The 25,877-nt window shown below is 48.4% G+C and carries 26 protein-coding genes; 4 read left to right on the top strand and 22 right to left on the bottom strand.

All coding sequences use genetic code 11. The features are described from left to right. Both SPIRS_RS15605 and SPIRS_RS15610 read right to left on the bottom strand, forming a co-directional pair. Entirely contained in the window at nt 1–300 is a 300-nt protein-coding gene (locus SPIRS_RS15605; RefSeq protein WP_245537603.1) for a hypothetical protein, read from the bottom strand. Between the two features lie 41 nt (nt 301–341). Next, on the bottom strand, nt 342–563 hold the full coding sequence (locus SPIRS_RS15610) for a hypothetical protein (protein WP_013255652.1): 222 nt from the start codon (nt 561–563) through the stop codon (nt 342–344). 117 nt (nt 564–680) lie between these two features. On the opposite strand from SPIRS_RS15610, the gene SPIRS_RS15615 reads away from it, so the two are divergent. Together SPIRS_RS15615 and SPIRS_RS15620 are read left to right on the top strand one after the other, a co-directional pair. After that, the gene (locus SPIRS_RS15615) at nt 681–2,855 is read left to right on the top strand and encodes a heavy metal translocating P-type ATPase (RefSeq protein WP_013255653.1); all 2,175 of its coding nucleotides are present in this window, start codon (nt 681–683) and stop codon (nt 2,853–2,855) included. Continuing rightward, entirely contained in the window at nt 2,852–3,055 is a 204-nt protein-coding gene (locus SPIRS_RS15620) for a heavy-metal-associated domain-containing protein (RefSeq protein ID WP_013255654.1), read from the top strand. Before SPIRS_RS15615 ends, SPIRS_RS15620 begins: the two co-directional genes overlap by 4 nt. Before the next feature lie 7 nt (nt 3,056–3,062). Here SPIRS_RS15620 and SPIRS_RS15625 read toward each other — a convergent pair whose 3' ends face one another. The 20 genes from SPIRS_RS15625 to SPIRS_RS15730 form a co-directional block, all read right to left on the bottom strand. Then, nucleotides 3,063–3,473, bottom strand: a complete 411-nt coding sequence (locus SPIRS_RS15625; RefSeq protein ID WP_013255655.1) for a response regulator — start codon at nt 3,471–3,473, stop codon at nt 3,063–3,065. Beyond that, entirely contained in the window at nt 3,470–5,233 is a 1,764-nt protein-coding gene (locus tag SPIRS_RS15630; RefSeq protein ID WP_013255656.1) for a hypothetical protein, read from the bottom strand. Before SPIRS_RS15630 ends, SPIRS_RS15625 begins: the two co-directional genes overlap by 4 nt. 219 nt (nt 5,234–5,452) lie before the next feature. Beyond that, nucleotides 5,453–6,898, bottom strand: a complete 1,446-nt coding sequence (locus tag SPIRS_RS15635) for a radical SAM protein (RefSeq protein WP_013255657.1) — start codon at nt 6,896–6,898, stop codon at nt 5,453–5,455. Between the two features lie 90 nt (nt 6,899–6,988). Continuing rightward, on the bottom strand, nt 6,989–7,621 hold the full coding sequence (locus SPIRS_RS21855; RefSeq protein ID WP_013255658.1) for a TetR/AcrR family transcriptional regulator: 633 nt from the start codon (nt 7,619–7,621) through the stop codon (nt 6,989–6,991). Nucleotides 7,622–8,483: 862 nt separating this feature from the next. Continuing rightward, nucleotides 8,484–9,656: a putative ABC transporter permease gene (locus SPIRS_RS22215; RefSeq protein WP_013255659.1), complete on the bottom strand. Its 1,173-nt coding sequence runs from the start codon at nt 9,654–9,656 to the stop codon at nt 8,484–8,486. A gap of 368 nt (nt 9,657–10,024) precedes the next feature. After that, on the bottom strand, nt 10,025–10,474 hold the full coding sequence (locus SPIRS_RS15660) for a PTS sugar transporter subunit IIA (protein WP_013255661.1): 450 nt from the start codon (nt 10,472–10,474) through the stop codon (nt 10,025–10,027). 15 nt (nt 10,475–10,489) lie between these two features. Next, nucleotides 10,490–10,975 (bottom strand): universal stress protein, encoded by a 486-nt coding sequence (locus tag SPIRS_RS15665; RefSeq protein WP_013255662.1) that lies wholly within the window; start codon nt 10,973–10,975, stop codon nt 10,490–10,492. Continuing rightward, nucleotides 10,959–11,606: a V-type ATP synthase subunit D gene (locus SPIRS_RS15670; protein ID WP_013255663.1), complete on the bottom strand. Its 648-nt coding sequence runs from the start codon at nt 11,604–11,606 to the stop codon at nt 10,959–10,961. Before SPIRS_RS15670 ends, SPIRS_RS15665 begins: the two co-directional genes overlap by 17 nt. A gap of 5 nt (nt 11,607–11,611) precedes the next feature. Beyond that, complete coding sequence (locus tag SPIRS_RS15675; RefSeq protein ID WP_013255664.1) at nt 11,612–13,009, bottom strand: V-type ATP synthase subunit B; 1,398 nt, start codon at nt 13,007–13,009, stop codon at nt 11,612–11,614. Further along, nucleotides 12,996–14,774, bottom strand: coding sequence for a V-type ATP synthase subunit A (locus SPIRS_RS15680; protein WP_013255665.1), 1,779 nt, complete (start codon nt 14,772–14,774; stop codon nt 12,996–12,998). The genes SPIRS_RS15675 and SPIRS_RS15680 overlap by 14 nt, the downstream gene beginning before the upstream one ends. Then, on the bottom strand, nt 14,771–15,394 hold the full coding sequence (locus tag SPIRS_RS15685; protein WP_013255666.1) for a V-type ATP synthase subunit E: 624 nt from the start codon (nt 15,392–15,394) through the stop codon (nt 14,771–14,773). The genes SPIRS_RS15680 and SPIRS_RS15685 overlap by 4 nt, the downstream gene beginning before the upstream one ends. Nucleotides 15,395–15,408: 14 nt before the next feature. Continuing rightward, complete coding sequence (locus tag SPIRS_RS15690) at nt 15,409–15,714, bottom strand: V-type ATP synthase subunit F (protein WP_013255667.1); 306 nt, start codon at nt 15,712–15,714, stop codon at nt 15,409–15,411. A 9-nt stretch (nt 15,715–15,723) separates the two neighbouring features. Further along, on the bottom strand, nt 15,724–16,104 hold the full coding sequence (locus SPIRS_RS15695; protein WP_013255668.1) for an ATP synthase subunit C: 381 nt from the start codon (nt 16,102–16,104) through the stop codon (nt 15,724–15,726). A gap of 18 nt (nt 16,105–16,122) precedes the next feature. After that, nucleotides 16,123–18,105: a V-type ATP synthase subunit I gene (locus SPIRS_RS15700; RefSeq protein ID WP_013255669.1), complete on the bottom strand. Its 1,983-nt coding sequence runs from the start codon at nt 18,103–18,105 to the stop codon at nt 16,123–16,125. Continuing rightward, nucleotides 18,102–19,157, bottom strand: a complete 1,056-nt coding sequence (locus tag SPIRS_RS15705) for a V0D/AC39 family V-type ATPase subunit (RefSeq protein ID WP_013255670.1) — start codon at nt 19,155–19,157, stop codon at nt 18,102–18,104. The genes SPIRS_RS15700 and SPIRS_RS15705 overlap by 4 nt, the downstream gene beginning before the upstream one ends. 5 nt (nt 19,158–19,162) lie before the next feature. Continuing rightward, entirely contained in the window at nt 19,163–19,483 is a 321-nt protein-coding gene (locus SPIRS_RS15710; RefSeq protein WP_013255671.1) for a V-type ATP synthase subunit E family protein, read from the bottom strand. A 27-nt stretch (nt 19,484–19,510) separates the two neighbouring features. Next, nucleotides 19,511–20,008, bottom strand: a complete 498-nt coding sequence (locus tag SPIRS_RS15715) for a cyclic nucleotide-binding domain-containing protein (protein WP_013255672.1) — start codon at nt 20,006–20,008, stop codon at nt 19,511–19,513. After that, nucleotides 20,005–21,267, bottom strand: coding sequence for a potassium channel protein (locus SPIRS_RS15720; protein ID WP_013255673.1), 1,263 nt, complete (start codon nt 21,265–21,267; stop codon nt 20,005–20,007). Before SPIRS_RS15720 ends, SPIRS_RS15715 begins: the two co-directional genes overlap by 4 nt. Nucleotides 21,268–21,656: 389 nt before the next feature. Further along, on the bottom strand, nt 21,657–22,988 hold the full coding sequence (locus SPIRS_RS15725; protein WP_013255674.1) for a GntP family permease: 1,332 nt from the start codon (nt 22,986–22,988) through the stop codon (nt 21,657–21,659). 92 nt (nt 22,989–23,080) lie between these two features. After that, the gene (locus SPIRS_RS15730; protein ID WP_013255675.1) at nt 23,081–23,947 is read right to left on the bottom strand and encodes a peptidylprolyl isomerase; all 867 of its coding nucleotides are present in this window, start codon (nt 23,945–23,947) and stop codon (nt 23,081–23,083) included. Nucleotides 23,948–24,033: 86 nt separating this feature from the next. Between SPIRS_RS15730 and SPIRS_RS15735 the strand changes: the two genes are divergently transcribed. Both SPIRS_RS15735 and SPIRS_RS15740 read left to right on the top strand, forming a co-directional pair. After that, nucleotides 24,034–24,654, top strand: a complete 621-nt coding sequence (locus SPIRS_RS15735; RefSeq protein WP_013255676.1) for a YqgE/AlgH family protein — start codon at nt 24,034–24,036, stop codon at nt 24,652–24,654. Between the two features lie 88 nt (nt 24,655–24,742). Then, a complete protein-coding gene (locus SPIRS_RS15740) occupies nt 24,743–25,861 on the top strand; it encodes a flagellar export protein FliJ (protein WP_013255677.1) in 1,119 nt (372 codons plus the stop codon). Nucleotides 25,862–25,877: the final 16 nt, after the last annotated feature.

Raw genomic sequence — 25,877 nt, forward strand, 5'->3', positions numbered from 1 at the left:
CTACTCCTCCTGTGATTCCTCATCACAGGAAAAGCCGGCAAATTCGAACAACTCGGCCTGAATCCAGACAAAATTCCCATTTTCCGTCGGAATAAGGAAACGGGCAGACTCTACTTCGTTACTCTCTTTTGTAAAAACAGTCACCTTCTCGACCGCAAGCACGGGGTATCGTTTACTCTTATCGAAAAGTTTTGCCGTGGTGATATAGTGAGTCGACATATGGGGAAAAAAATCATCGAATGCTTTTTTCAGATCGGGTTTGATTCTAACGTAAAAATGTGTTGACTGTGTGATCATCATTACCCTCCACGGTGCAAGTGTATCCATTCGAACGACAAGGTTCAAGCAGAACCGGCAATAAGCTCGTAGGCAACCATCTTTTCATCAGGGTAAAGCCCTTCAGGAATCTTTTCTACCCCCAAGGCAACGGAAATCATATGCCTGGCACAACGAAGAGGACTTTTCCGGCAATACTCTTCTTTTAATTTTTCGATATCGACGGCTTTCCGTTCGATCGTGCCCAAGTAAAAGGGACACGAATCAAGATATTCACAAGTTTCCATAAGAACTCCATTATATCGATAATTCGCCTAAATTTCAATGAAAAGCGGAATTTTGAGCTATATTGATTTTTTACTATTTTAGTCGTATTTTGATAGAAAAGAGTATGGGAGGATACAGTGGACGAAGCAGAAGAAAAAAACCATTTTTCCTTTGCCGTTGAGGGAATGACATGCGCCTCTTGCGCCAGAATTGTGGAGCGAGGCTTGAAAAAGATAGAAGGAATTGAGTATGTCTCGGTCAATCTTGCGACCGAGAAGGCCTATGTGGTCGGAAATACCTCGATCAATGAGGAGATACTGCAACGGGCCGTGGAGAAAACCGGTTATCACTATTCTGCGGATCTCCCCGCAGATGATGTACTGGAACAAAAATTCAAAGAAGCAGGGAAACGGGCCTTGATAGCAGGAGGGGTGACGATTCCCCTCATGGTTCTCATGATCCTCCACATGAGCGGTATCCATATTCCGGGATTTGCGCTTATTGAAACGGCGGCCGGCCTATACTTGATCCTCGGACCGGGAAAAAACACCCTAAAAGGGGCATCGATCGCCCTTACCCACGGCCATGCGAACATGGATACCCTGGTCTCCATTGGGGCAGTCGCAGCGTGGCTAACCGCTCCTTTAAGTCTGACCCCTCTGAAACTTCTCTCCTTCGGCACCATCGGTGCCATGGTCATAGCTTTTCATCTTGCAGGAAGATACATTGAAGCAAAGCTGAAACGAAAAGCATCCCGTGATATCCGCGCCATTCTTGCCGGCGAGGCCCGAGCCGCCCGTGTGGAGACAGGTGATACCATCCGGGAGGTTCCCATCGAAAGTGTGCGCATTGACTCGATTCTCGTTGTCAGGGGCGGGGAAAAGGTACCGCTGGACGGAGAGATTATCGAGGGAAGCTGCGCCGTCGATGAGTCGATGATCACCGGAGAACCGATTCCGGTAGCAAAGCAGACCGGTGAGGAGGTCATTGGGGGAACGATTCTCTCTTCAGGCTTCATCCGTGTTCGCGTCAGCAAGGTCGGTGCCGATACCTTTCTCTCGCGGATGATCAAACTCGTGGAGGATGCCCAATCCTCCACCGTTCCCCTTCAAGCCTTTGCCGACAGAATCAGCCTCGTCTTTGTACCCGTGGTTATATCGATAGCCCTCATTGCGGCCATCGTATGGGGCCTGGCATACGACTCCATGGCACCCTTTCTGATGAAAGCCTCACAAATTCTCCCCTGGGTGCAGCCTGATATGGGAGCGGCTGCAACGGCAATTTTTGTATTTGTGGCAACGATGGTTATCGCTTGCCCCTGCGCCCTCGGCCTTGCCACTCCTATGGCCCTGGTGGCAGGAAGCGGTGCAGCAGCACGGCGGGGAATCATCCTGAAGAACGGAGAGGCCATCGGAAACGCCCGTTCCCTTTCCACTGTATTGCTCGATAAGACGGGAACCCTTACCCAGGGAAGCCCTTCGGTCGACTCGACAAATCTGAGCGACACCGCTCTCGCGGCGGTAGCGTCCATTGAATCGGCCTCTGTCCATCCGCTGGCAAGGGCAGTGGTGAACTATGCCGAAGAGAAAAAGCTGCCTTTGCCCTCAGCATCGGAGATTTCCGAAGAAACCGGCCGAGGCATATCGGGAAGCTGTAACGGCAGCTTGTACCACATCGGCCGTCCAGAGGACGATTCTCGTTACAAGGAGCTAACCCAGACCGGGGCAACGGTCATCGAGGTAGGTGGTGACGAGGGTATCCTCGGCTGGATAGCCATTCGCGACCCCTTAAAGTCCGATGCTCCGGCAATGATCGCACGACTGAAAGAACTGGGGATCACCCCGGTCATGCTTACCGGGGACCAAAAGCACACGGCCCTTGCCGTAGCCTCGGAATTAGGCATTGATGAGGTACGGGCAAGGGTAAAGCCGGAAGAAAAGGCGGCTATTGTTCGCGAATATCAGGGGAAGGGAGAGATCGTGGCAATGGTCGGCGACGGCATCAACGATGCGGCCAGCCTTAAAACCGCGGATATCGGCATCGCCATCGGAAGCGGCACCGATTTAAGTATCGAGAGCGCCGACCTGGTCCTCGTCAGTGACAGGCTCGATCGTATAGCCGATGCCATAATCATCAGCAGGAAAACGGTCAGAACCATCAGACAAAACCTCTTTTGGGCTTTTTTCTACAATCTCATAGCCCTGCCTGCAGCAGCGGCAGGGCTCCTGCACCCGGCCATTGCGGAAGCCGCCATGAGTTTCAGCTCTATTAATGTGATTCTAAATTCATTACGAATAAGGAGAAGTGTATGAAATACATTTTTGATGTGCCCGATGTTTCCTGCGGACACTGCAAGATGCGAATCGAATCGGCTCTCGGTAAAGAGTCCGAGGTAACATCCTGCAACGTCGATATTGAGGCGAAAACGGCAGAGGTTGAATCGTCCCTCGATGCCGACCAGCTGATCCACTTGATCGACGAAGCAGGCTACGATGCAACGCTCAAGGCCTGACGGCGGCCTACCCTTTCCCCTTTGAAAAGTTTGGAAAGAATTTTTCCAAAAGGGATAGGAGCTGACGTTCCGAAAAAGGTTTGGCCAGGCAATCGCTCATTCCCACGGCCTTGCATGCCTTAATATCTTCTGCATATGCGTGAGCGGTGAGGGCTATCACGGGAACAGGGATTGCTCCCTGTTTTTTTTCGTGCGCTCTGATGAGTTGCGTCGCCTCCATGCCGTTCATCTCAGGCATGTTTACATCCATCAGAATAAGATCAAACTCCCGCTGTGTGGCTAGGTGAACGGCTTCGAGGCCATTATCTGCCTCTGCAGTAGAAAAACCGCGTTTACCGAGTACTGTGGCAATATAGAGGCGGCTAATTCCATCATCTTCTGCTATTAATATGTGCGGTACCCTGTCGCTCTCGTTCATTTCTCCCCCTGCCGGTGGAGAAAATCATCGTAGTGGCAGGAAACCTTTCCATCATGAACCTCAACGATGGGAAATATAAGACCACGTCCCAAAGGAAGCGCCTTTGTCTTCTCTTCAAAAAGCTTCCGATCCGGATGATCATAGCAAAAGCGTTCTTTCAGCCCCTTGGCCGCGGACAGGTTTCCGGAAGCCTTGATATCGGCGACCTCGGCCAAAAGCCTCTCCACCGCGGGATGAAGAAGCGCAAAATCATAACGGAAGCGCCCCTCTGTTGTAGATACAATGGCCCGCTTCTCCTCAAAATAGTGAAACATGATGTTACGCGCATTTGTGTGGGCCTGGTCGGGAACAAAGGCAAGCGAACGCAGCATGGTCAGAAGCATTGCATAATGTGCCGCATCTGCCAATGGGCGATCGATTACAGAGGCAGCGACCGCCTTTTCACAGGCCCACATACCGAAAAGCTCCGCTCGAAGCTCTTCAAAAGTACTATACTCGCCTCCAAGCCAGACCGATGCCTCGCCCTGATGATCGGGATCCTGAAGCCCTGTTGTGTGGCCGATTTCATGCAGGGCAGAGTGCAGCTGCCCCCCCTCAAATAGGGATTTTCCGACAATATCGAGAATTTCCCGGGGAAGGAATTGATCGGCCAAAATCGATCCGGAAAGCGAATGGACCGCCCTTCCGGTATTTTGGTAGACCATGTTGACGGTGCCGATATTCTTACCGATCCACTCATCGTTAGGCAAACTCTGAGCGCCAACAGTCATGGGGCCAGTCACATAGTCGCCGCTCCACAAAAGCACATCAACGAATTTCAGCCGGGGCAAGCAATGCACATCGATTTCGCTTCGTTTCCACTTCCAGGGGGCCGTAGCCTCCAACTCCGGGACAAGGCCGAGAAGATCCTTTATCAGCCGGTCGCTCTTGGTATCTATGCGGGTCACCGCCGCACAGGCCGCACCCTTGTTGTTTTTCCAGGCGTCGAGATAAACCTCCAAAGCGGTTGAAATGACAATATCGATGGGGCTATCGTGGCGAATCCAAAGATAATCGGCAACCCTCCGGGCCTCGAGGCTCCCTGTCTCAAGTTCGGTAATCTTCGCATCGAGATAGAGCTTGAAAGAAATATTATCACTGAGCTCCCAAGCCTTCCGTAAATAATCGGCCGCTCTGCCGCAGGCTTCCGGAAAAAGCTGTTCATTTCGTATGGTATCCACCCCTCCGTCATTACCGCGAAAAAGAACACGGTTCACCTCACCTGCCGGCGAGCCAAGGGATTCCAGCTCTTCATCGGTAAGATCGGGAGGATAAAACGAACAACGCCCGGGAACGGGAACAAGGTCGAATAGATAGCGCCTAATGTGGAGGAAAGCCTCAAGGCTGCCAGCCAGTTCTGCAAGGGCCTTTACGCGTTCCTCTTCGATTTCCAAAAGATGGTTTTTACGAGGCTGTAAGCTCCACGGAGCATTCTGAAGCAGCAAAAGATGACGATAGGCAGAAAGGCTTTCACCCTCGTGCTCATTCGCATAGGGAGTAATTGTATCGAGAAAATGAAGAATAATCGATGTATCAGGGCAAAACTGCCAGCAAAACACCTCGTTCATCTCTTCTGCCGCAAGGCAAAGATAATGAAGCAATTCTGCCTCGGAGGAAGAGAGTTCCTGCCATGGAAAATCGACAGCAGCAAAACCGGCTCGATGTTCAGGTTCGCCATGCTGTCGATAGGGCAAAAAATAAGGTTGAGGTATCGTTTCCATTATAGGCCTCCCTCCCTACTCTATCCCATCACAAGGCCATTGCATAGTGATTTTAGTCAACAGCTTAATCGCTTCCCCCCAAGGCAAAACGTGCAAAGATATAGGGAACATACCCATATCCGCCTTCAAGACTCCCGGTAAAGCAAAAGGGATACACTTCTCTCAGTTGAATGAAGGAGACGCCGCGATAAGTATAAAACGAAAAAAACAAAAAAACTGTTAGGGTTCGCGATAAAACTTTTCCCAGATAGGATCAAGAAGAGATGATAATCTTTTCCCATAGTGTATCATCTTTTCATAATATCCTCTATCTTTCAGACTTACGGATGCTGACTCATACCCTGGATTTGCTTCAGTTCTAATAATTAAATCATGAGCAACTTGATAATGATCCCGAATAAAGCACGGTCGTATCAAATTCCCCGAGTTTTTTGGATCATGATTTTTGTGATACGATATCTGCCATTCTCGAATTCCCGCAAATAGGCCTGAAGATAATGAATCGTCAAGAGTTTTACCATGCATATATAGCTCATTAATATTATCTTTCCAAAAAGGAACAAATACACATGGATAAATATTACCATACCAATCTATATACAAATAGCCTCCTGAGCGACCTCCAGCTATACAACCGGCTGAATATGGTCCTCCATTCCAAAAATCGGCTAAAGGCAATCGCTCTTTATTAACAATCTCTTGCTCACGAACTAACATTTTCATTCTCATCTCGGGAGAAACTTGATAATCAACATCAGCACCTCTTCCAATAGGCATATATTGAAAAACCCATTGATAGAGCGCTCCCTGTTCTTTGAAATAAAATTCGATCATTTTCTTTGATATTATTAACTCTGCATTTTGATTTGTAGCTGTAGTCGATATACCAAAGGGAACACCTGCATCTCGTAGATGTTTAAACGCAGTAAGAATTTTCTGATAAACACCATTACCTCTACGGTCATCTGTTTCCGCTTCAAATCCTTCAACAGAAATTGCTGGCGTAATATTTCCAATCCCCGCAAGTTCCTCTGCAATTTTTTTATCTATGAAAGTACCATTTGTATATATGAGAAAATACTGTTCTGGATGTAACCTTGCAATATCTATGATACCTTTATCACCATCTTTCCAAAGAAACGGCTCCCCTCCCGAAACAACCGTAAACCAACTACCCCATTTCTCGTATTTTTCTGTTAGAATTCGATCAACGGTTTCAAACGGCAAGGATGGTAACCCTTTTGGAATGCTAGAAGCATAACAATCTTTGCATCTTAAATTACAAGTGCCACCTGGCGAAATTACTAAAAAAGCAGGTGATTTTCTTCCATTTTCTAATTCGTATCTCCTTTTATTATCAAGAACAGCATTAGATTGAGATAAAAATTCTTTCAAAAATAAATTCAGAATCCTATCTCTCACCTCTTCAGACCCATTATCATAAGCCTTAAATGCTGCTCGAACAAAGTTTGCTGCAATATAAAACTGATCCTCTCGCATTTTTCTCGATCCCGGATTCTGAATCTTTGGTTTATTGACATATTTTTGATAAGCAACGTGCTCAAGTGAAGGAAGAGCAACCTTCCATATCTTTATTAGACTACTAAGATTTGCAACCTGTTTAACTATGAACTCGTTAAAAGTTTTTTCTTTTTCGTGTATCATCTTATTCTCCTGTTAAATCAATCGTTTGTTTGTATTGATTATATAAATCACCGGCTTTCACGCAGCCAATACCCAATTTTTACCTTAAACCTATAATATTGTTTCGAAGGAGAGAGCCCCCTTTTCGAGGCCGGATATCTGGAGAAGTATTTTCATAACCATCTCAATTCTTTCGGTCCTCCATGAAAGCTTCTCTTGCTCCGTACGTTCATCTTGAAAACTAGAAAAATCAAATAAATAATCAGAAAATATCAAACCAAGAAGAATATCCGTTAAAATCTTAATTTTTCTTGATAACACTGAACTATCATCAAATTTTTTTCTATTTTGAATTAAATTATACAAACTATTTTGGAATTTTATTATTTCATTTTTTATTGGTGTTAGATATTCAACTTCTTTCCCCAATTCTGTAAAAACAATTTTAATCTTAGAACGATTATCTTCTAGAAAATCAAAGAAGTGGTTTAACATATCAATAGTTTTATGAACATCCTTAAAATCAAGTTTATTGATTATTGAAGTAAAACCCTCGGTAATCCTATTCACAATTTCTTTAAGGATTCCATCTTTCCCACCAAAGTAATATGAAATCATTGACACATTTACATTTGCTAATTTCGCAATTTCTCGTATAGATGTTTCTTTAAAACCATGTGCGGAGAAAAGTTCTATACTAGTTTTCAAAATATGCGTTTTGGGTTCAAAATATTCAGTATCCATCTTCTCCTCAATCAATCGTTTGATTTTATCATAATACAGATTATTTTATTAGTCAACTATAAATAGAAGGAAAGTAGCCGTTTCTTGAATACACCTTTTGACTTCTCAACAATTGCCAATGCGTAAACAAGTTCGGACTCTTTCTACGGATTAACAACTGTTTTCTCTCCGCTTTCCGATGGAAAATTCGACACCGACTCTTAGCCAGTGTACTAACCGTGATTGAAAACAACTTCACAACCGATATCCAAATTTACGATACCAGTATCGTCCATAATAGGGGACTATTCGATATGAATAAAATTACTTTGTTTTAGTACTAATTATACTATTCAAGCATTGTCAGCGGAGGTTTTTCCCCACAGCCTTGTTTTATTGGGGAAAAAGACGTCGTTACGACGCAGAATTCAAAAGAAATACAATCGCACTGTCTCAAGAGTCGGTAAGATCTGCGAGCAGTGTTGAACAATCTTTGGAACTCGCCAATGGAATCCAGTGGCAAACGGAAGAGGCAGCTTAAAAAAATGGCGAGCTGGTCTTCCCTGGAAAATGGATGTATCTATTTGTGTTTATTGATCTATTTTCAAGAAAGGTCGTTGAGTGGGATCTGAACAAGAGTTTATCCGCAGTCTCAACATGTAATGCATTTAAAAAATATCTTTACAGAAATAACAATCCCAAGGGGTACTGGTACACAGCAATCGTGGAATCAAATATGCATCGGGGTAATTCAGGTCTTTATTGGAATCTGCCGGTGCTGTTCAGAGCATGGGTCGTAAAAGGAACTGCTGGGATAATGCAGTTGAAGAATCATTCTTTCATACACTGAAAATTCGACTACTCTGGAGGAGCTGAATAGGGATTAACTATCCTTCCTTTTGACCCATATCAAACTTAACCATTCCATGGATGCAACAGCTTTGTCTATTATCGAAACCAAAAAACTTTCCAGATACAAAGGAGGAACCAAGGTTAAAGGCCACATATGTTTGCTTATAATATCTCTTTCCACCGACGTAAGAGGACCATAGATTTCTTCGGCATTCTTTACAGATAAAATAGGATGACTAAACCCGTGAGGTAGAATAAATCTTTCGGACTTCTCTGTTCTCCAATCATAAAAGAAAAAATCATGAAGAAGTGCCCCTCGGACCATCTCCCTTGTATTAAGTCTTGCTTTATCAGCCACTAAAAACGCGTACCATGCGACCTTAATGTTATGAGAATATAAATCAGAGCTGTGATGTCTAATTTCTTTCAGCTCCTGGTATTTGGGGTTATTAGTAATCTCCTTGCAGATCTCCCCAAATATGGACCTGTCCCTATCCCGGGGTTTTCTCTTTAGAGTCTGTAAAAAAGACGTTAAATAAATAATCCCAATAGGATTAAGATTTCTAAAGAACACAATATGTAAATTGGGAAAAACGTAAAGAGGCCTCATCAGCGTTGTTCTCAACATGCTACCAAAACGATCAGCCTTTAGTCCTATTGCAAAAACAGAAAAGCATCTATAAATCCTTGCGGAAAAGTATAGATCCACGCTTAGATATAGCAAGAAGACAGCAGACAATAAAACTGTCAGCTTTGGCGATAGAGTGTTGTGAAAAGACTCAATTCCGGGGTGTATATAACGTATAAAGACAATAGAAAGCACTGCCCAATAAGTGCTGTAGAGCAGGCATATTCTTCCCTGAACGTTCATAAAGAATTTGGAGTAATCCCAAAGTTTAAGAGAATATAGCTTTTCAAATATAAGTGACGTTCCGAACTCCAGGGTTGTTGCCAAAGAGGTGAATACAAAGACCTGTACAAAAACGGATAGATGATTCAGGACTGAGCCCGCTAAGACAATACTCACTCCTCCAAATCCGTAAATCGGAATAAAAGGTCCGTAAAGGAAACCGGAATTAACAGGCCTTTTCAGTTCAAAAATTGATCGATAAGTAGATTCGATCACCCATCCGAAAAAGGAATATATTATAAAATAGTACAAGTAGGGCTCAATAATATAATAACAGTGCCTGATTGTGTTCATTAGGTGTTATCTCCTTGACATAATATGATATAAAATATAATTAATCAATCGTTTGTTTGTTATTTCATGTGAAAATTCTACTGCATCCAAAATAACGAAACAGCGGATAGGCTTCTCGGTAAAATGGGATAAACAATATCCGTCTATTAGTAAGGACTGGTATCAGAACTGGGAAAATCTGATCACTCTTTTCGATTCTGCCGTTAAGATAGTAAATATAAAATCCATTTTTATCAGACCATCGCCGAACAAGTAGTCATAGTTGAGTTAGGGAATAAGAAAGGCGTAATCAACGACACTACCGACATCATCATCGGCCTCATCGATAATCCCCGCACTAACATAGGCGGGATATACGGAGAGAAACGTCACTCTTCCTGAAACAGCTCAACGACCTCTTCCGGCGTCTGAGAAGCAAGCAGAAGGCGGCAAAAACTCTTCGAACGGGTCAGCTTCGCTATTTCACTCAAGGCCTCAATATGTTGCCCCGCCTGCTCGGGTGGAGCAAGAAGCAAAAAGAAAAGATTACTTGGTTTACCATCCATGGCCTGAAAATCGATTCCGTCGGGGGCAATACCGATGGCAACCGTTAGCTGATCGACGGCATCACATTTGGCATGAGGTACGGCTATCCCCTCTTCAAGGCCCGTACTTCCCTTGGCCTCACGATCCAGCAGGGCAGAGAGTGCCTTATCTGCGGAAATCAACTTGCCAGCCTTGTCAAGAAGATCGACAAGCTCCCGAAGAACCTCACTTTTAGTCTTGGAACGAACAGGAATTTGCACCACCGAAGGCTCTATCAAATCAATGAACGCCATTGTTTCCCCCCTGGCCTATAATGCGTCGTACAGGTCCCAGACCCGTTCTTCATCTTTTACAATCAAAACAGAACACCCAACCGACCGCATCGCCCGCTCGGTTTCATCGAAGAACTCGTCCCGGCGGCTCCTGATTCTGGCAAGTTCACCGATGATCAGCAAATCGATCTCAAGCTGATCAACCTTTGATTTTATTTCCTGGTTGACGGTTCCTTCGCTGCGCAAGGGGTCAACGGTAATTCCACGATCGGAACCCAATTTTACGGCATAATTAAGATAGCGTTCGGCATCTGCCTCAAGATCATGTTGATATTCATCCTGCTCTGAGGCAAGAAAGATCCTTGCAGTAACGAGATCATTGAGGGCCCGCGTATTGACCACATAGAGGGCGTAAAGCGTGGCACCACTCTGCTTGGCAAGGGCCACCGCATAGGCTGCCGCGGCAAGGGACTCTTCACTGCCGTCCAGGTACACCATCATTCGATCAACTATTCCCGTCATGGCTTGTTTCCTCCTTTTTCCGCTCCAGCCGTTCCTTTACCATCTTCATCAAGATAAACATATCACGTTCGTTTTCTTCGAGTCTGTTCCGGATAAAATCAACCGTTTCGTTTAGGTCCGGTATGGCGATTTTTTCCAAGGCGTTGACCTTTCGAATGGTCTTCTTCACCTCGGTTGCAAGACGCATAATGGAAATCTTAAGCTCGGCAAGTCGCCCCATCAGCTCCAGGGCCTCTTTAAAGCCCTGCATGGCACCGTCGACCCTGAAACTGGTCTCGGATGGGCTGTAATAGGGGGGCTGATCGTCGAATTGAGTCTGGACCACCGGCAGCTGCACTCCCATGACCCGCCGATCTTTTAGATTGATGTCGCAGCTCATGTTAACGGCCCTGGAGAGCTGTTGGACCCTCAAGCGTCCCATGTCCAAGGTCGCATCCTGCAATGCAGTATAGGCAGAAGCGAGACTATGCTCCACCTTTTCCTCAAAATCACTCGCCTGGTCGACAAGATTTAAGAGTTCAAGAACGAGTATATTCCGCTTTTGATCCAAGAGCTCATAACCAAGTTTAGCAAATTTAAGCTCATCCTGGACAGAGAGGAGGTTACTTTTTGTCGGAGCAAGGTTTCTCATGGCAACTACCGACCGTAATAGGTTTCGATCTCTTCGTCGGTCACCCTGTGGAGCTCTTCGGTTGGAAGCTCTCCCAAGACCTTCCAGCCGAGATCAAGGGTCTCCTCGATGGTGCGGTTCTCATCGTGACGTTGGCTGACGAACTGTCGTTCAAAGGCCTCCCCAAACTGCATATACTGGTGATCAAGAGGGGTAAGCTCTTCCTCACCAATAACAGAGGCAAGGTTTCGCACATCTTTTACGTAGCTGTAGGCGGCAAAAAGCTGACTGGCAAGATGGGGATGATCCTCTCTCGTCATGTCCTTTCCGATTCCGTCCTTCATCAGACGTGAAAGACTCGGCAGGCCCGCGACCGGCGGATAGATGGCCCGGCCGTGCATTTCCCGTTCAAAAACGATCTGCCCCTCGGTGATGTATCCCGTGAGATCGGGGATCGGGTGGCTGATGTCATCGTTGGGCATGGTAAGGATGGGCAGCTGCGTGATTGAACCTGCTGCGCCCTTTACCATACCGGCCCGCTCGTAGATTTCGGCAAGATCGGAATAGAGATAACCTGGATACCCCTTTCTACTGGGGATCTCTCCCCGAAGGGTACTTACCTCACGAAGGCTTTCACAGTAATTCGACATATCCGTAAGAATCACCAAAACATGCATGCCACGCTCATAGGCAAGATGTTCGGCCAGGGTAAGGGCAGAACGCGGGGTAATAAGTCGTTCGATCGAGGGATCATCGGCCAGGGAAAGGAAAAGCGCCACATTTTCAAGAACGCCGGTACTTTCGAAACTGTCGATGAAAAAGCGGGCGACATCATGCTTAACACCCATGGCGGCGAAAACAATGGCGAAGTCAGTGCCCTCTCCCCGAATTTTCGCCTGACGGGTGATCTGGGCGGCAAGCTCGTTGTGGGGAAGACCGTTTCCACTGAAAATGGGAAGTTTTTGGCCCCTGATCAGGGTATTCATTCCATCGATAACCGAAATTCCGGTCTGAATAAAATCACGGGGATATTCACGGCTGGTGGGATTGACGGCAATTCCATTAACATCCCGGGTCTCCTCCCCGACGGGAGAGGGACCGTCGTCGATGGGCCGGCCAATTCCGTCAAAGATCCTGCCGAGCATTGAATCGGTAACCTCCAGGGAAAGGGGTTCTCCTAAAAAACGCGTTCTGGTAGAAGGGAGGGTCATTCCACTGGTCCCTTCAAAGACCTGGACGACAACGGCTTCCCGGCTGGTATCGAGGACCATGCCGAGACGAGTCTTGCCCGAGGCATCGACACATTCGACCAGCTCGCGATAGCCGACAGGGTGCGTATTTCTCATGATAAGGAGCGGCCCTTCCATGCTGTCCGCCCCGAGATACTGTCTTCCCGACAGGAGGGTTCGGTCATCGTGCTGCATACATTGACTCCATCTGATCAAAGGCCCGTTCGAGTCTGGCACCCAGCTTATCGAACTCCTTGGTATCTTCATTGGGGATAGTGAACTTCATCTTTACAAGTTCCTGGACCGCTTTCAGTCGTTTTACCTTTGAAAGGGTTGCACCCCGTTTTATCGCTTCCCTGCCCTTTCTCCAGTACGTAATAATGAGAGAGAGCATACGCGCCTGCTTCTCAACCGTTGAGTAGCGATCGACATCGTCGAAGGCGTTTTGCTGGAGGAAGGCGTTCTTAAAGAGGGTACATACCTCAATGATAAAACGCTGACTGTCGGGAAGTGCATCGGGACCAACAAGTTTCACCACTTGCTGCAAGCGAACCTCCCGCTGGAGCAGATCCATCATTTCCCGACGTTCGGCGGTCCATTCCTCTCCCACCCGTCTTTCCCACCACGAGGTGATCTCGTCGAGATATTCGGAATAGCTTTCGAGCCAGCTGATTGCCGGATAATGACGGGCATTTGCCAATTGACGGTCAAGCCCCCAAAAGCAACGGACAAAACGCTTGGTATGCTGTGTTACAGGTTCCGAGAAATCACCTCCGGGGGGACTGACCGCACCGATGATGGAAACAGAGCCGTCGCTGCCGGACAGGGTGTCCACATAGCCGGCCCGCTCGTAAAACTCGGCGATTCGGGTGGGCAGGTAGGCGGGAAAGCCCTCCTCGGCAGGCATCTCTTCCATTCTGCCCGAAAGCTCTCGCATAGCCTCGGCCCAACGGCTGGTGGAATCGGCCATAACAGCCACATGGTAGCCTTGATCACGAAAGTATTCGGCAAGGGTAACACCGGTATAAACACTCGCTTCACGGGCCGAAACCGGCATGTTACTGGTGTTGGCTATAAGGATGGTCCGTTCCATAAGGCTTGTTCCGGTTCTTGGGTCAACAAGCTGAGGGAATTCGGTTAGAACATCGGTCATCTCGTTACCACGTTCTCCACAACCGATGTAAATGATGATATCGGCGTCGCACCACTTGGCAACGGCGTGCTGCGTCATGGTCTTTCCCGTGCCGAATCCACCGGGAATTGCAACCGTTCCTCCCTTGGCAAGGGGAAACAGAGTATCGATGACACGCTGGCCGGTTATGAGGGGAATGGTAAGCGGCTTTCGACTCTTTGAAGGACGCGGTATACGAATCGGCCATCGCTGCACCATGGTGAGGCTATGCTTGTTCCCCGATTCATCCTCGATTTCGGCGATCACTTCATCAATAGCATATTCACCCTTCTCTGCAATGTTCACAATTCGTCCGGAGATATCGGGATGTGCCATAATGCGGTGTTCGACCCGATCGGTTTCCTTCACTCGTCCGAGGATCATCCCGCCTGAGATATCATCCCCCACCTTAGAATCGGGAGCAAAGGTCCACTTTTTCTTACGATCCAGGGCAGGCTCATCAATGCCACGCTCAATGTAGGTCCCACAAACCTCCCGAATACGTTCAAGAGGGCGCTGAATTCCGTCATATATGGTACCGATAAGTCCGGGCCCCAACTCAACCGAAAGGGGAAGGCCGCTTCCGTAGATTGGATCCCCCGGAGCAATACCGGTGGTATCCTCATACACCTGAAGGGTCGCACTGTTGCCGTGAAGCTTAATCACTTCGCCGACCAGCCGTTTATTACCGACGTGGACCAGCTCCATCATTATGGCATCGCTGATCCCTTCCGCCTCTATGACGGGGCCGTTTACCCGACCCACCGTTCCAATTATCCGTTCGCTCATTGCAACTCCCGATCAATCATTCTGCGAAGTGCGCCTTCCAACCTTCCGATACGGGCCTCGACGCTATTGTCATAGACCACACGACGCTTGCTGTCGGTTACAATAACCCCCTGGCGGCCGCTTAAGAGGCCAAGGCCTTCGGGGAGATCGGAACCCTGCTCTTCGGCAAGCGAGACTTTGATACCCGATTCCTTTTCAGCACGTTTCAGCAGTTCAGGTGTAATTAGCGTTTGTTCTTTGAAACCGGCGTAGACAACGGTATGTTTCGCCCCGGTGCCTATGGCGGCCTCTTCAAGCCAGGAGAGAATGATCTCGTCGTAATCCTCTCGCTCGGGTAGCGTTCGAAGCCGCCGACGGACCAAGGCAAGAATTTCCCGCCTAAGTTCATCCCGAGCCTTAAGCCGAAGCCGTTTTACCTCTGCTTCGGTCGAACGGCTCTCACGGTCTGCAAGCAGTTTCGAACGCTCCTCTGCCTTCTTCTCCGCATCTTTCAGTATACCCTCGGCACGGCTTTGGGCCCCACGTACCGTATCTTCGGCCCGCTGCTTTGCTTCGGAAAGCAGCTGCTCCGCTTCCTTTTGGGCATCTTTTTCAATTCCTTCTATCAGGGCCTCAGCCATTGCCACACTCCCGATTACAGTTTTATCCCGATCGCCTGATTAACCAGCTCCCGCAAGCTTTTCCGCCCGGGTGAGGGACCATTACGGTCCGGAATCTCAACGATAAGAGGAAACCGGTGCGAAAACGTTAATCCATTGACCCGGTCACGAATAGTTTCGGCGGCCGTTTCGGTGATAATGATAATTCCAATCTCTTTGTCGTCCAAGGCCTCCGAGAGGGCGGCGTTTGCCGAGACAGCATCCTCAACACTTCGGCCCCTAACTCCAACCATGCCAAAACCGAGTATGGTATCCTCATCACCGATAACGAAATAATCCATGAATTCTGTTTACACCTTTCCAAGGATCATAAGGGCGGTAATAAAACCGAAAACAACCAAACCTTCGGCAAGGGCGATAAAAATCAGGGCTTGTCCGGCAAGCTCGGGTTTTTCACCGATGGTTCCCATTGCCGCGGAGCCGACATTACCAATGGCGATTCCTGCGCCGATGGCTCCGAGACCGAAAGCTGCTGCCGCTGCAATCAAACCAAACTTCTGAACCTCAGCCCGCGCAGCTGAAACCGTGGCTGTACTTTCCGTACTTTCCGTACTTTCCTGCCCAAAAGCGGAGGCGGTAAAGAAGAGTCCCGCTACCACCATGACAAGGATGGTAACGACGAAGCTTGCTCGAATGTGACCGGCAAATCTTTTGCGTACGTTATCGCTCATACGATACTCCTTTGTTTATCAATGTTTCAGCGAGACCGGTGCATAGGCACGCCCGGTTCCGTCAAAATATTTCGAGAAAAATTCATAATAGTTTAAACGGAGGGATTGTATTCCCGCCGAAAGACCTTCGAGTCCAATAATCAAGACATTTCCCAAAAGCAAAATAATGTAAGACCAGATTGTGTATCCGCCGCTTCCTGCCGTCATATCCGCTATCTGGAAAAAGGCCATCAAAAGAGATACATGGGCTATTCCAAGCCCGGCAACCCGCATAAAGGAGAGGGTATTTGAAAGGTATCCCGAAAAGACCTCCAGGAGTTCCACAAGCCACTCCATCAGCAGATAGGCCACGCTCATGAGGCCAAAGCGCTCGCCGCGATGGGCGTGATGCCATTCGATAACCGGCTTAACGATCATAAGCAAAGCGGGCAAGCCAAGGAAAAAGGCAAGAAAAGAGCTATCGGGAAGTTGACGATAATCATGCCGAACAAAGTAGAAAGCGCTCCAGGTACCTGCCGCGTAAAGCCAGCCGCCAAGCAGCCCTCCCTTATCGAAAAAAAGCGCAACCCAGTCACGTTTTACAATACGATTGTAGAAATTAAGTAAAAACCCGACCCCGATGACAGCAATACCAAAATAGATGGTTATTAGAAGAATATCGTAGATGCTTTGAACACCACCTTCGACACTATGACCGGAGATAATGCCGTGATAGTCAAACCAGAGAGGAGGAAGGAGTTCTACTCCGAACCACGAACCGAAAAGAGCACCGGCGACCATTGCCGATCCCCCGCACCATCTAAAGAGCGAAAAGAGAAAATGCTCCTGTTTTCCCGATTTCTTTGCCTTAAGCTTACCGAAAAGACCGATAAGGAAAACGACCAAACCGTGTCCGACATCTCCGAACATGAGTCCGAACATGGCACAGTAGAAAACAGCGACAAAAATGGTCGGATCAACAGTGCCGTAGGCAGGGATGGCATAGTTGGTCACCAGCTTTTCAAAGGGCCTAAGCCATTTTGGATTGTTCATGATCACCGGTATCTGCTTCGGCAGCTGTCCGTCTTTGTGCGAAAAGGGATCCAGCCATTCGAGATGGCACCTATTGTCCGTCACCCTTCTAAGAGCGCCGTCCAGTTCCTTTTCGTGGGACGCAGGAACCCACCCTGCAAAAATGAAGGTCCTCGCCGTTTTTCCGAAAAAGCCGCGTACCGTTTCGGAGAGCTCACGTATTCGTAAGCCTTTCCAGAGCGAAAGGAGCTCATCTTTCTTGCCTTCGACAATCTCCCGTGCCTTCTTTTCCAACTCATCGTTTTTGGCCTCAAGTTCCCGCGTCTTTCTTTCGATCTCCGCATCGGCGAGGCCAGGCCCGTGCTCTTCCTTTACGGGAGCGGGGATCTCCCTCCAGCCGAAACGTTCCAGCAAGGGAGCAATCCCGGCCTCATCACGTTTCAAGGTCATAAGAAGCCCACTGTCAAGATAGACACAGGGGAATTTCCCGAGAGCGGCGCGAAACTCCTCTTCTCTTCCCGAAGAGGGAAGCCCGTAACGAATCGACAAAAAACGGTGGGGCTGCTTTATGAGGGAATCCCCTCCTCCATCAAGATGGCGCTGCAGTTCCTTCGTGCGATTCAATTCCTGGCTGATTGCCTTCTGTTCTTCCCGCACACGCTGAATCGCAGAGGCAACCTTATCAAGCCGACGCTCGGCCTCATCAAGCGAACCTGCATACCCCTCGTCTTCGGGAAAGAAGTCGACGAGGGTCGCAGGGTGAGCATCGAGAATGGCAAAAAAGGTTTCGATACGTTCCCGGAGCTTTGCTACCTGGCGTTGCTCTTCCCTCGGGTATACAGGATCAAGCTCGTTCCGCCAATCGGGACTCATCTCCTGTAATGAGACGAAATCAAGCACCCCCAGCCGTAAAAGTTCCCGGGTAACCGCATTGCTGTCAGAATCAAGCACAGCACCGGTGAGATGTCTCATTTTTCCGGTAACAATCATAATCCATCCCCCATTCGATCAGGAGAAACTCCATAATAGTGTGCATTCAGCAGGGAAACCACGGTACCGATCTCTTTGCGCTTGAGAAACACATAGGCAAGAATAATACCGACGGTGAAGGGGTAGCCTCTCAGCAGCTTCATGGTCTCTTCCCGGCGAATCTGCCGAAGAAGACCTTCGACCATCCCCAAGCTATCCTCCGAAGAAGAGGAAGTAAAAGAATCGAGCCCGGGATAATGGCCGTTCAGCAGCGTCGCAACGGCATCCTCACCCTTTCGTACCGAAACGGCACTGTCGAGAAGCTGCCCGGAAAAGCTTCCTCCGGGAATAATAATATGCCACTGGCTTCGTTTTTCCGGTGGATAAAAGAAAGCCAGCCGCGCAATTCTGTCCACATTTCGAAGATCGACCTCTACGGCAATCAGGCGGAGGGCAATTCGTTTATCTGTGGCATCAAGCCGACCGGCAGATTCGATGAACTGTCGATAAAAAAAACGATCCAGGTCCGTTTCAAAACGAAAGAGATGGGCTCTACTTTCAATATCCTGACGATTATCTTCAAGCAACTGGCCATAGGGGGTAAGCTTGAAGGCCTCAAGTAAGGCGTCGAAATCTTCGGCATTCACCACTTCATCTATTGAAAAGGGGTTGACGAGGGTCTCCTGATAAAGATATCCAGCCTCGCCGCCGATACTACGGCGCTTGAGATGGGCATCAAACCAGAGGCGTACGCTGTTGCGAACAATATCAACCTCGTAGCGGAGCAACAGGCCATCGAGGAAGCCAAGCAACGTTCCCTTGAGGTAGCGTCTGAGTTCGGCAACGGTGGCGATCTCCCGTCGCCACAAGGCAGCCTCCACCTCTTTCAGGTCACCGGTACTTTCGTAAACCGAAACTTCCTGTCGATAAGGAGTATCCTTCAAAAGTTGAATCGCCTCGGCAAGCGAGGGAGCCTGTCGAAGCTTTTCCAGGGTAGCCTCATCAAAAAGCTTGTTTAAGCGAGTACGAAGTTTCGCATTAATAAAACCATATTGTCTAACAGGGGCCGTCAAAAGGACTATTCTCCTCTCCCGTGAATAATAAGTTTCACGGCCTCATCCAAGATAAGATCAAAACGTCCCTCGACCCGTTTCCGGTACGCTTCAATGTCCTCGTCCGTTGCCTGAAGTCGTTGGTCTCTTATAGAGTGGGCCTCACTCTCAGCAGCCTTCACTGCCGCGTCGATACGGCGGGAGGCCTCGGCTCGAGCCTCATCAATGATCGAGGCAGCCTTTTGATCTGCCTCACTCTGGATACGAGCAGACTCCGACCGGGCATTTTCCACCCGACCGGCGGCATTTTTTTCGGTCTCGAGCACTCGTTCAATCAGCTCTTTCATATAAATACTGTAACCATTATCGCAATTTTAGGAAAGGTCTTCCCCATCAACTTCCGAAACAAGAGCCTCGAAAAGAGTGATAACATCCTGATTCATCTTTCGAAGGCTTGAAGAAAGCTTCTTTGCTATCTGCAGGACGACTCGAAATCCAAGTTCGTAATCCTCCCGGCACAGGGTCAGAAAGCTATTCCTGGCCAGACTGATAAGAGAACAATCGCTTTCTGCTATGACCGTTGCGGAACGCCGATCACTATCGACTAGGGCAAGTTCGCCGAAATAGACATTCTCATTTTCTTTTAGGATGACTACGGTATAGGGCTCATTCTGAAGGGTTTTCTTTATGATTCTTACGCTTCCCTCCAAGATAATAAAAAGGGTATCCCCAACATCTCCCTCCTTAATAATCACCTCGCCAGCCCTAACCTGAACCCTTTCTGCCACCGCAAGGATCTTTTGGATTCGTTCCGGCTTGTCTGCGAATTCGGAAAAGAGAGCGATCTGTTTCAATCGATCAAGTTCGTTCATATCGAGCCCCTTTCCGCTATCGCAAGTTCGATAACGATCGCCCTGGAGTTCTTTTTTACGATGTACTCTTTTCCTGGGTTAAGCACCGACTTATTCGGCGTTAACTGCTTTACCGCCTTCAGATTCTCTACAAGCGTGGAGATGTCCGGGGTCATCTGGGCCTCATTCAGCGCTTCCTTTTTTCTATGATAGAAATTCCCGGTATTCTCCAAAAGACCGATAATGATGGCCCCGTATTTCCCTTCCAGATACGCTGAAAGGTCGCCAAAACTTTTCCCAATGAAATCGGCGGGAATCGACTTTGTCTTCAAGCCGCCGCCCTTGGTTGAAAGGAGATCGGTTACAATGTGACTGACCCCCGAGGCACTGGAGGCATTGGCAAGGATCAACTTCGAATATTCACGGCTCAAAATAATCTCATCGCAATTTGCAAGACGAAGGTACTTCTCGAACTTCTCATCAAGGAGTTCCGCACAAACATAGACCCTCTTTGAAATCGACTCGATGGTGAGCACCGCCATGACGGTACGGGAATCCATTTCCTGAAGTGAATACTCCTGGCTCTGGTCGGCAAGAAGCATCACCCGCCGAGCATCCTTGATGTTTGCACGTTTCAGGGTTTCTTCCTCAATATAATCACCGTTTATGTAGTTTATCCCTTTAAAAACGGGATTATTCACTATGCCCTGCATCTTTTCGGCGCCAATAGAGTTGATCAGGACAATACCCGAGGGATCAAGATCGGCATTCACCGCCAGAACACCTTCAACCACCTTCTCCAATTCCTTCCGCCAGCCGCAAATGATAAAATGGTTCTGTATATTTCTCAGACTGAGCAAGCCTTCCCTCCTTTTCATCTGTTGATCAACCAGGAACGATGCAATCTGTCCGGTAATGGCGGCAACAACGACGACCCCTATTCCCATAAGCAAAAGTCCGACAATTCTGCCGCCCACGGTGATAGGAGTTTTGTCTCCATAACCGACAGTGGTTACAGTAACGATAGCATACCAGAATGCGTCCCAAATGGTCTCAAATTGATTATTCTTTGTCATTTCGAAGGCGGTGATACCGGCCATCGATGTCAATATGAGAAAAACAAGAAAGAGTGCGACTTTGAAAGGAACGGAATCTACCGAATGTCGGAGCCAATTCATCCTGCGCCGCTTTCTGCGGCTACGCTGAGCCGCATGCCGTTCTTTCTTTCGCTGTTCATCGGCAACCTGCAGGAGGATTACCTGCCTCTGATCACTCTCCACAATAGACTCCTTCGGTTCTATATCGGCAAAAAGGGGAGAAGTTTTTACTCGCTATGCATATTCTTCATCAAGATGTCTGTTTGCGGGGCGAAATACCACCATGGTCTTTCCTCACAGTTCAAAGCAGCGTGTTGGGAATTTAATACTACTGTCCGGAATCGTGGTGGTCGCAGCCCCAGCCAATGACCTATGGAATAACCAGTTATCGTATGCAAAGAACCATGTCCTGACAAAATTTAGTACAAGTTGCAGAGAGAGAAAGAGTTATACCGTATTCACCACCAATATTCCTGACAGTAAGGACATCTTTGCGATAAGCATGGCTCTCGGACTCCTGTGCATAGCTGCCCCGGGAAAATGCTTCCCCCGGGGCAAAAGCTCATCATTATTTATATAAATATCGACAAGAGTGCCACAACCAGAAAGGCAACCACTCCCTCAACAAGGGTTGCCGAGGTATAGGCCTTATAGGAGGTTGAAACCTCCATGCCCGAGAATTGAGTAACAACCCAAAAATAGGAATCGTTGGCATGAGAAACGACCATTGCTCCGGCACCGATTGCAAGCACCGTCAGGGCTGGATTCAGACCAAGGACCGAAAGCAGAGGTGCCATGATCGACGACGTGGTGATGATTGCCACGGTGGACGATCCCTGAGCAGTCTTGAGGGCGGCAGAGATAATAAAAGGAAGGAAAATGCCCAATTTAAGGGTTGAAAGGTTGGAATTGATAAACTCCGCCATGGGAGAGGCCTTCAGCACGGCACCGAAAGCGCCCCCGGCACCGGTGATGGCAAGAATTAATGCAGCATTCTTCACTCCCTCACCCATCCATGAAGAGACCGCCTCTTTCCGGAGATCCTTCTTTACCAGTGTCAGGGAGATAAAGATACCGAGCATCAAGGCGGTGACAGGATCGCCGATGAATTGGATAAAGGCCGAAAAACCGCCTTGTCCGAAGGGGTGACTCGGATAAGCCGCTACCGATTTAAGGAGAATGAGAAGAATAGGAACCAAAAGAGGAAGAAAAGAATGAAAAGCACCGGGAAGCTTACCGTATTTTTCCAGAAGATCGGCATAACTCTCTTGCAGCTCCGCTTTTATTTCATAGCGACTGGCAAACTTCGTCGCCCAAAGATAGCCTGCAAGCATGGCGGGGATGGAAACAATCAATCCAAGGCCAATGACGGCCCCAAGATCGGCCCCGAGGGTCCCTGCCGCAGCAATAGGTCCGGGGGTCGGGGGAACAAGGGTATGGGTCGCATAGAGGCCGGTTGCAAGGGCGACAGCCATCACAGCCATCGACTTACCGGTCTCCTCGGCGAGAGCCTTGTTGAGAGGGGTGAGAATAACATAACCGGAATCACAAAAGACCGGTATCGAGACCACATAACCGGCAACGCTCATGGCAAGGGGCGACCGCTCTTTGCCAACTATCTTTAGAATTGCCTGGGTCATGGAAAGAGCGGCACCGGTCTTCTCCAGAACGATACCGATAATCGTTCCGGCAATAATGACGATACCGATGTAGCCCAGGGTTCCTCCAAAGCCTGAGCGGATGGTAGCGACAACATCTCCCGGAGGAAGGCCTATAGCCAATCCATAAAAAAAGGCGATAGTCACCAGAACGACAAATGCGTTCATGTTGAACTTTGCGGTGAAAAGGATGATGAGCAGAACAGCAATCAGCAGAAAGAGAAGCGCAATTCCACCAGATACCATTGGACACCTCCTACATGTGATACTCACAAGTATAGTGGAAAAATAATCTTACTGCCAAAAAACCTTCTGCTCATGCTCGATAAAGCAACGCCCTATTCAAGCCCCCTGATCGATTTGATGACTACCGGTTCAAGAGGCCTGTTGCTTCCGTCGGTGGATACCGAACCAATTTTTTCCACAACATCCATCCCTGAAACGACCTGCCCAAAAACCGTATGCTTGCCGGTCAGCCATGGAGTATCGGTAAGATTAATAAAAAACTGACTACCGTTGGTATCGGGGCCACTGTTTGCCATGGCCAGGGAACCTTTTACCGGAGGATGGGAATCCAGGCCACTTGTGTAATGATAGCCCATGTTTTCGTAAGCCTCCTTGAGTGTCATGGAAGCAATATGCTCCTGGACCTCTTCCATCCGTTGATCAAGCTCCTCCTGACTGTCAATCCCCATCTCTCGAAGCAAAGGGGCAACGATCTGGCGGTTGAAATCATCCTGGCTCTGAAGCATGAGCCACTGATGCGGCATTCCATTGGCGTCAAAGGCCTTGATCTTATCGAGACCAAGGGCATCAGCATCCATTTCATCATCGAACCGATATCCGGGATCCCCGGTTCCGTTCCCCTTCGGACAGCCGCCCTGGATCATAAAACCATCGATTACCCGATGGAAAACAAGGCCGTCGTAAAAATTCCCCGTAGTGTTCTCCCCTGTTTTCGGATCGGTATATTCCTTCCGTCCCTCCGCAAGGGCAAGAAAATTTTCAACCGTATTGGGGGCCGCGTCGGCAAATAACTCTACCGTGATACTTCCGTAGTTTGTCTCGATAATAGCCATCTTTCTCTCTCCTTTGACGCTTGCCGAACCATCGGCGGCACCGACGATACCAGCTGTAAGAAGGAAGATGCATCCCACAATCACAAAAGCCGTACGTCTCTGATTTTTTCCAAAAAAATAGTGCATGGGGCATGCTAACGGATAAGCGGCAGAATGATAAGCCCGTGGGGCCCATTGCGAAGTCCGGGGCTCCTTTGTTATAGTAATTATATATGGATGCATTTACCTTGTACGGAGAGCCAACCCCTCCTTTGGAAGAAGAACTTCCCGCTTTCTTGACAGGACATCTACTCGTAGCCGAATCGAGTATGACCGATCCCAACTTCTCACAGACAGCGGTATTTCTGCTCAATCATGACAAAGACGGGGCCATGGGGCTGGTGATAAACCGCCCGAGCACGACGGTTCTTGGGGATGCAGTGGAAGAACTGGGGGAGACCCCCTGGAGAGAGGAGCTCATTTTTGTAGGGGGCCCTGTCCAGCAATATTTCGTCTTCGTACTCCACACAGGGCTACCCGGTGGAAAAAAAAGCCCTGCCGCCATCGAGGCAACTCCCGGAGTGATTTTCGAACCGGATTTTTCAGTGGTCAAGCCTGCTCTCAACCGAGAGGGCACAATCAATCTGAAGGCCCGTTTCCTTGTGGGCTATGCGGGTTGGGCGCCGGGACAACTTGAAGTCGAATTGGCACGAAAAGATTGGATTGTTATTCCCGGCTCCCCTGAATTGGTCTTTTCTGATACTCCTTTCTCTGTATGGCGTTCGGCTCTTCGGAAAAAAGGGGGGATTTACTGGATAGCCGCAGAGACTGGCTTTAAACCGTCTATTAATTAAATAGTGTTCTGAATCGTGGTGATACATGAATAAAATCTCCTTTTCTCGTAGTTATTTATTGTAAGAACAGCCAGAAAAGGAGAATACCATGAACCATCCCCCCTTCTGCCCCAATCCCTATTGTCCCAATCATTTCCAAGCTGCAGGACCCTGGTTTATAAAAACAGGGTCATACCACTCAAAAACAGCTCCCCGTATTCAAAAGTTCAAATGCAAAACCTGCGGGCTCTCCTTCTCAACCCGGACCTTTAGCATCGACTACTGGACACATCGCCACATCTGTTACCACACTATCCTCTCCCACCTCATCACCAGCTCGGGCATCAGAGACCTTTCCCGCATCCTCCACGCCTCCTGCTCCACTGTTACGGATCGTATCAGGCGTCTTGCCCACCAATGCCTCGCAGCCTCGGCTTCCCTCACCTGTGACATGGAGATAGCAGAAGACCTTGTTGCAGACGGATTTGAAAGCTTTGTCTGTTCTCAATATCTTCCGAATAACATCCATATCCTTGCAGGAAAGGAGTCTCAATTCTGGTTCCTTTCCGACTATGCCCAGCTGACGAGGAAGGGACGGATGACGGACTATCAAAAGAGGAAAAACAAACTGATCAAGGAGCATCTAAAGCTATACAAAGGAAGTGTTTACCACTCCTTCCAACGGATGGTGGAAAAAACCCTGGAACTCCAAAAACATTCGAAAAAAAAGCCTTTGTCGTTGTATACCGATGAACATAAGCAGTACCAACAGGTGATGAAGGCCATGGGTACAGCGGTGTCGGGAAGGATAGAACATTGTCTGGTGAGCTCGAGGAGGATTCGCGATCTACGCAATCCGCTGTTTAGTGTGAATTACCTTGATCGGGAGATCAGGAAAGATAACTCAGACCATGTGAGGCAGACGGTTCAGTTTGCCCGGAATACAGGGAATATGATGGAACGGCTTGAAGTGTACCGGTTTTATCACAACTTCATGAAGCCGTACCGGATCAGAGGGAAGGGAGATGAAAGAGGGCTGACCCATGGACAGGTGGCAGGGATCGATGGGGAGAAGGTAGCCTGGCAGCTGAGGAGTCTATGTACCAAAAGGAGGTTTTTCCTGAGGAATCAGCCTATGTCTCCTTCAAGTCGAGAGCTATGGCTAAAGGGAGTGCAAACGGCACTGCGTTGGAAGGCCGACTATCTTCCCTCATATGCATGGGCATGATAATCACCACGATTCA

Origin of the sequence: Sediminispirochaeta smaragdinae DSM 11293 (assembly GCF_000143985.1) — a bacterium.
Classification (GTDB): Bacteria; Spirochaetota; Spirochaetia; order DSM-16054; family Sediminispirochaetaceae; genus Sediminispirochaeta; species Sediminispirochaeta smaragdinae.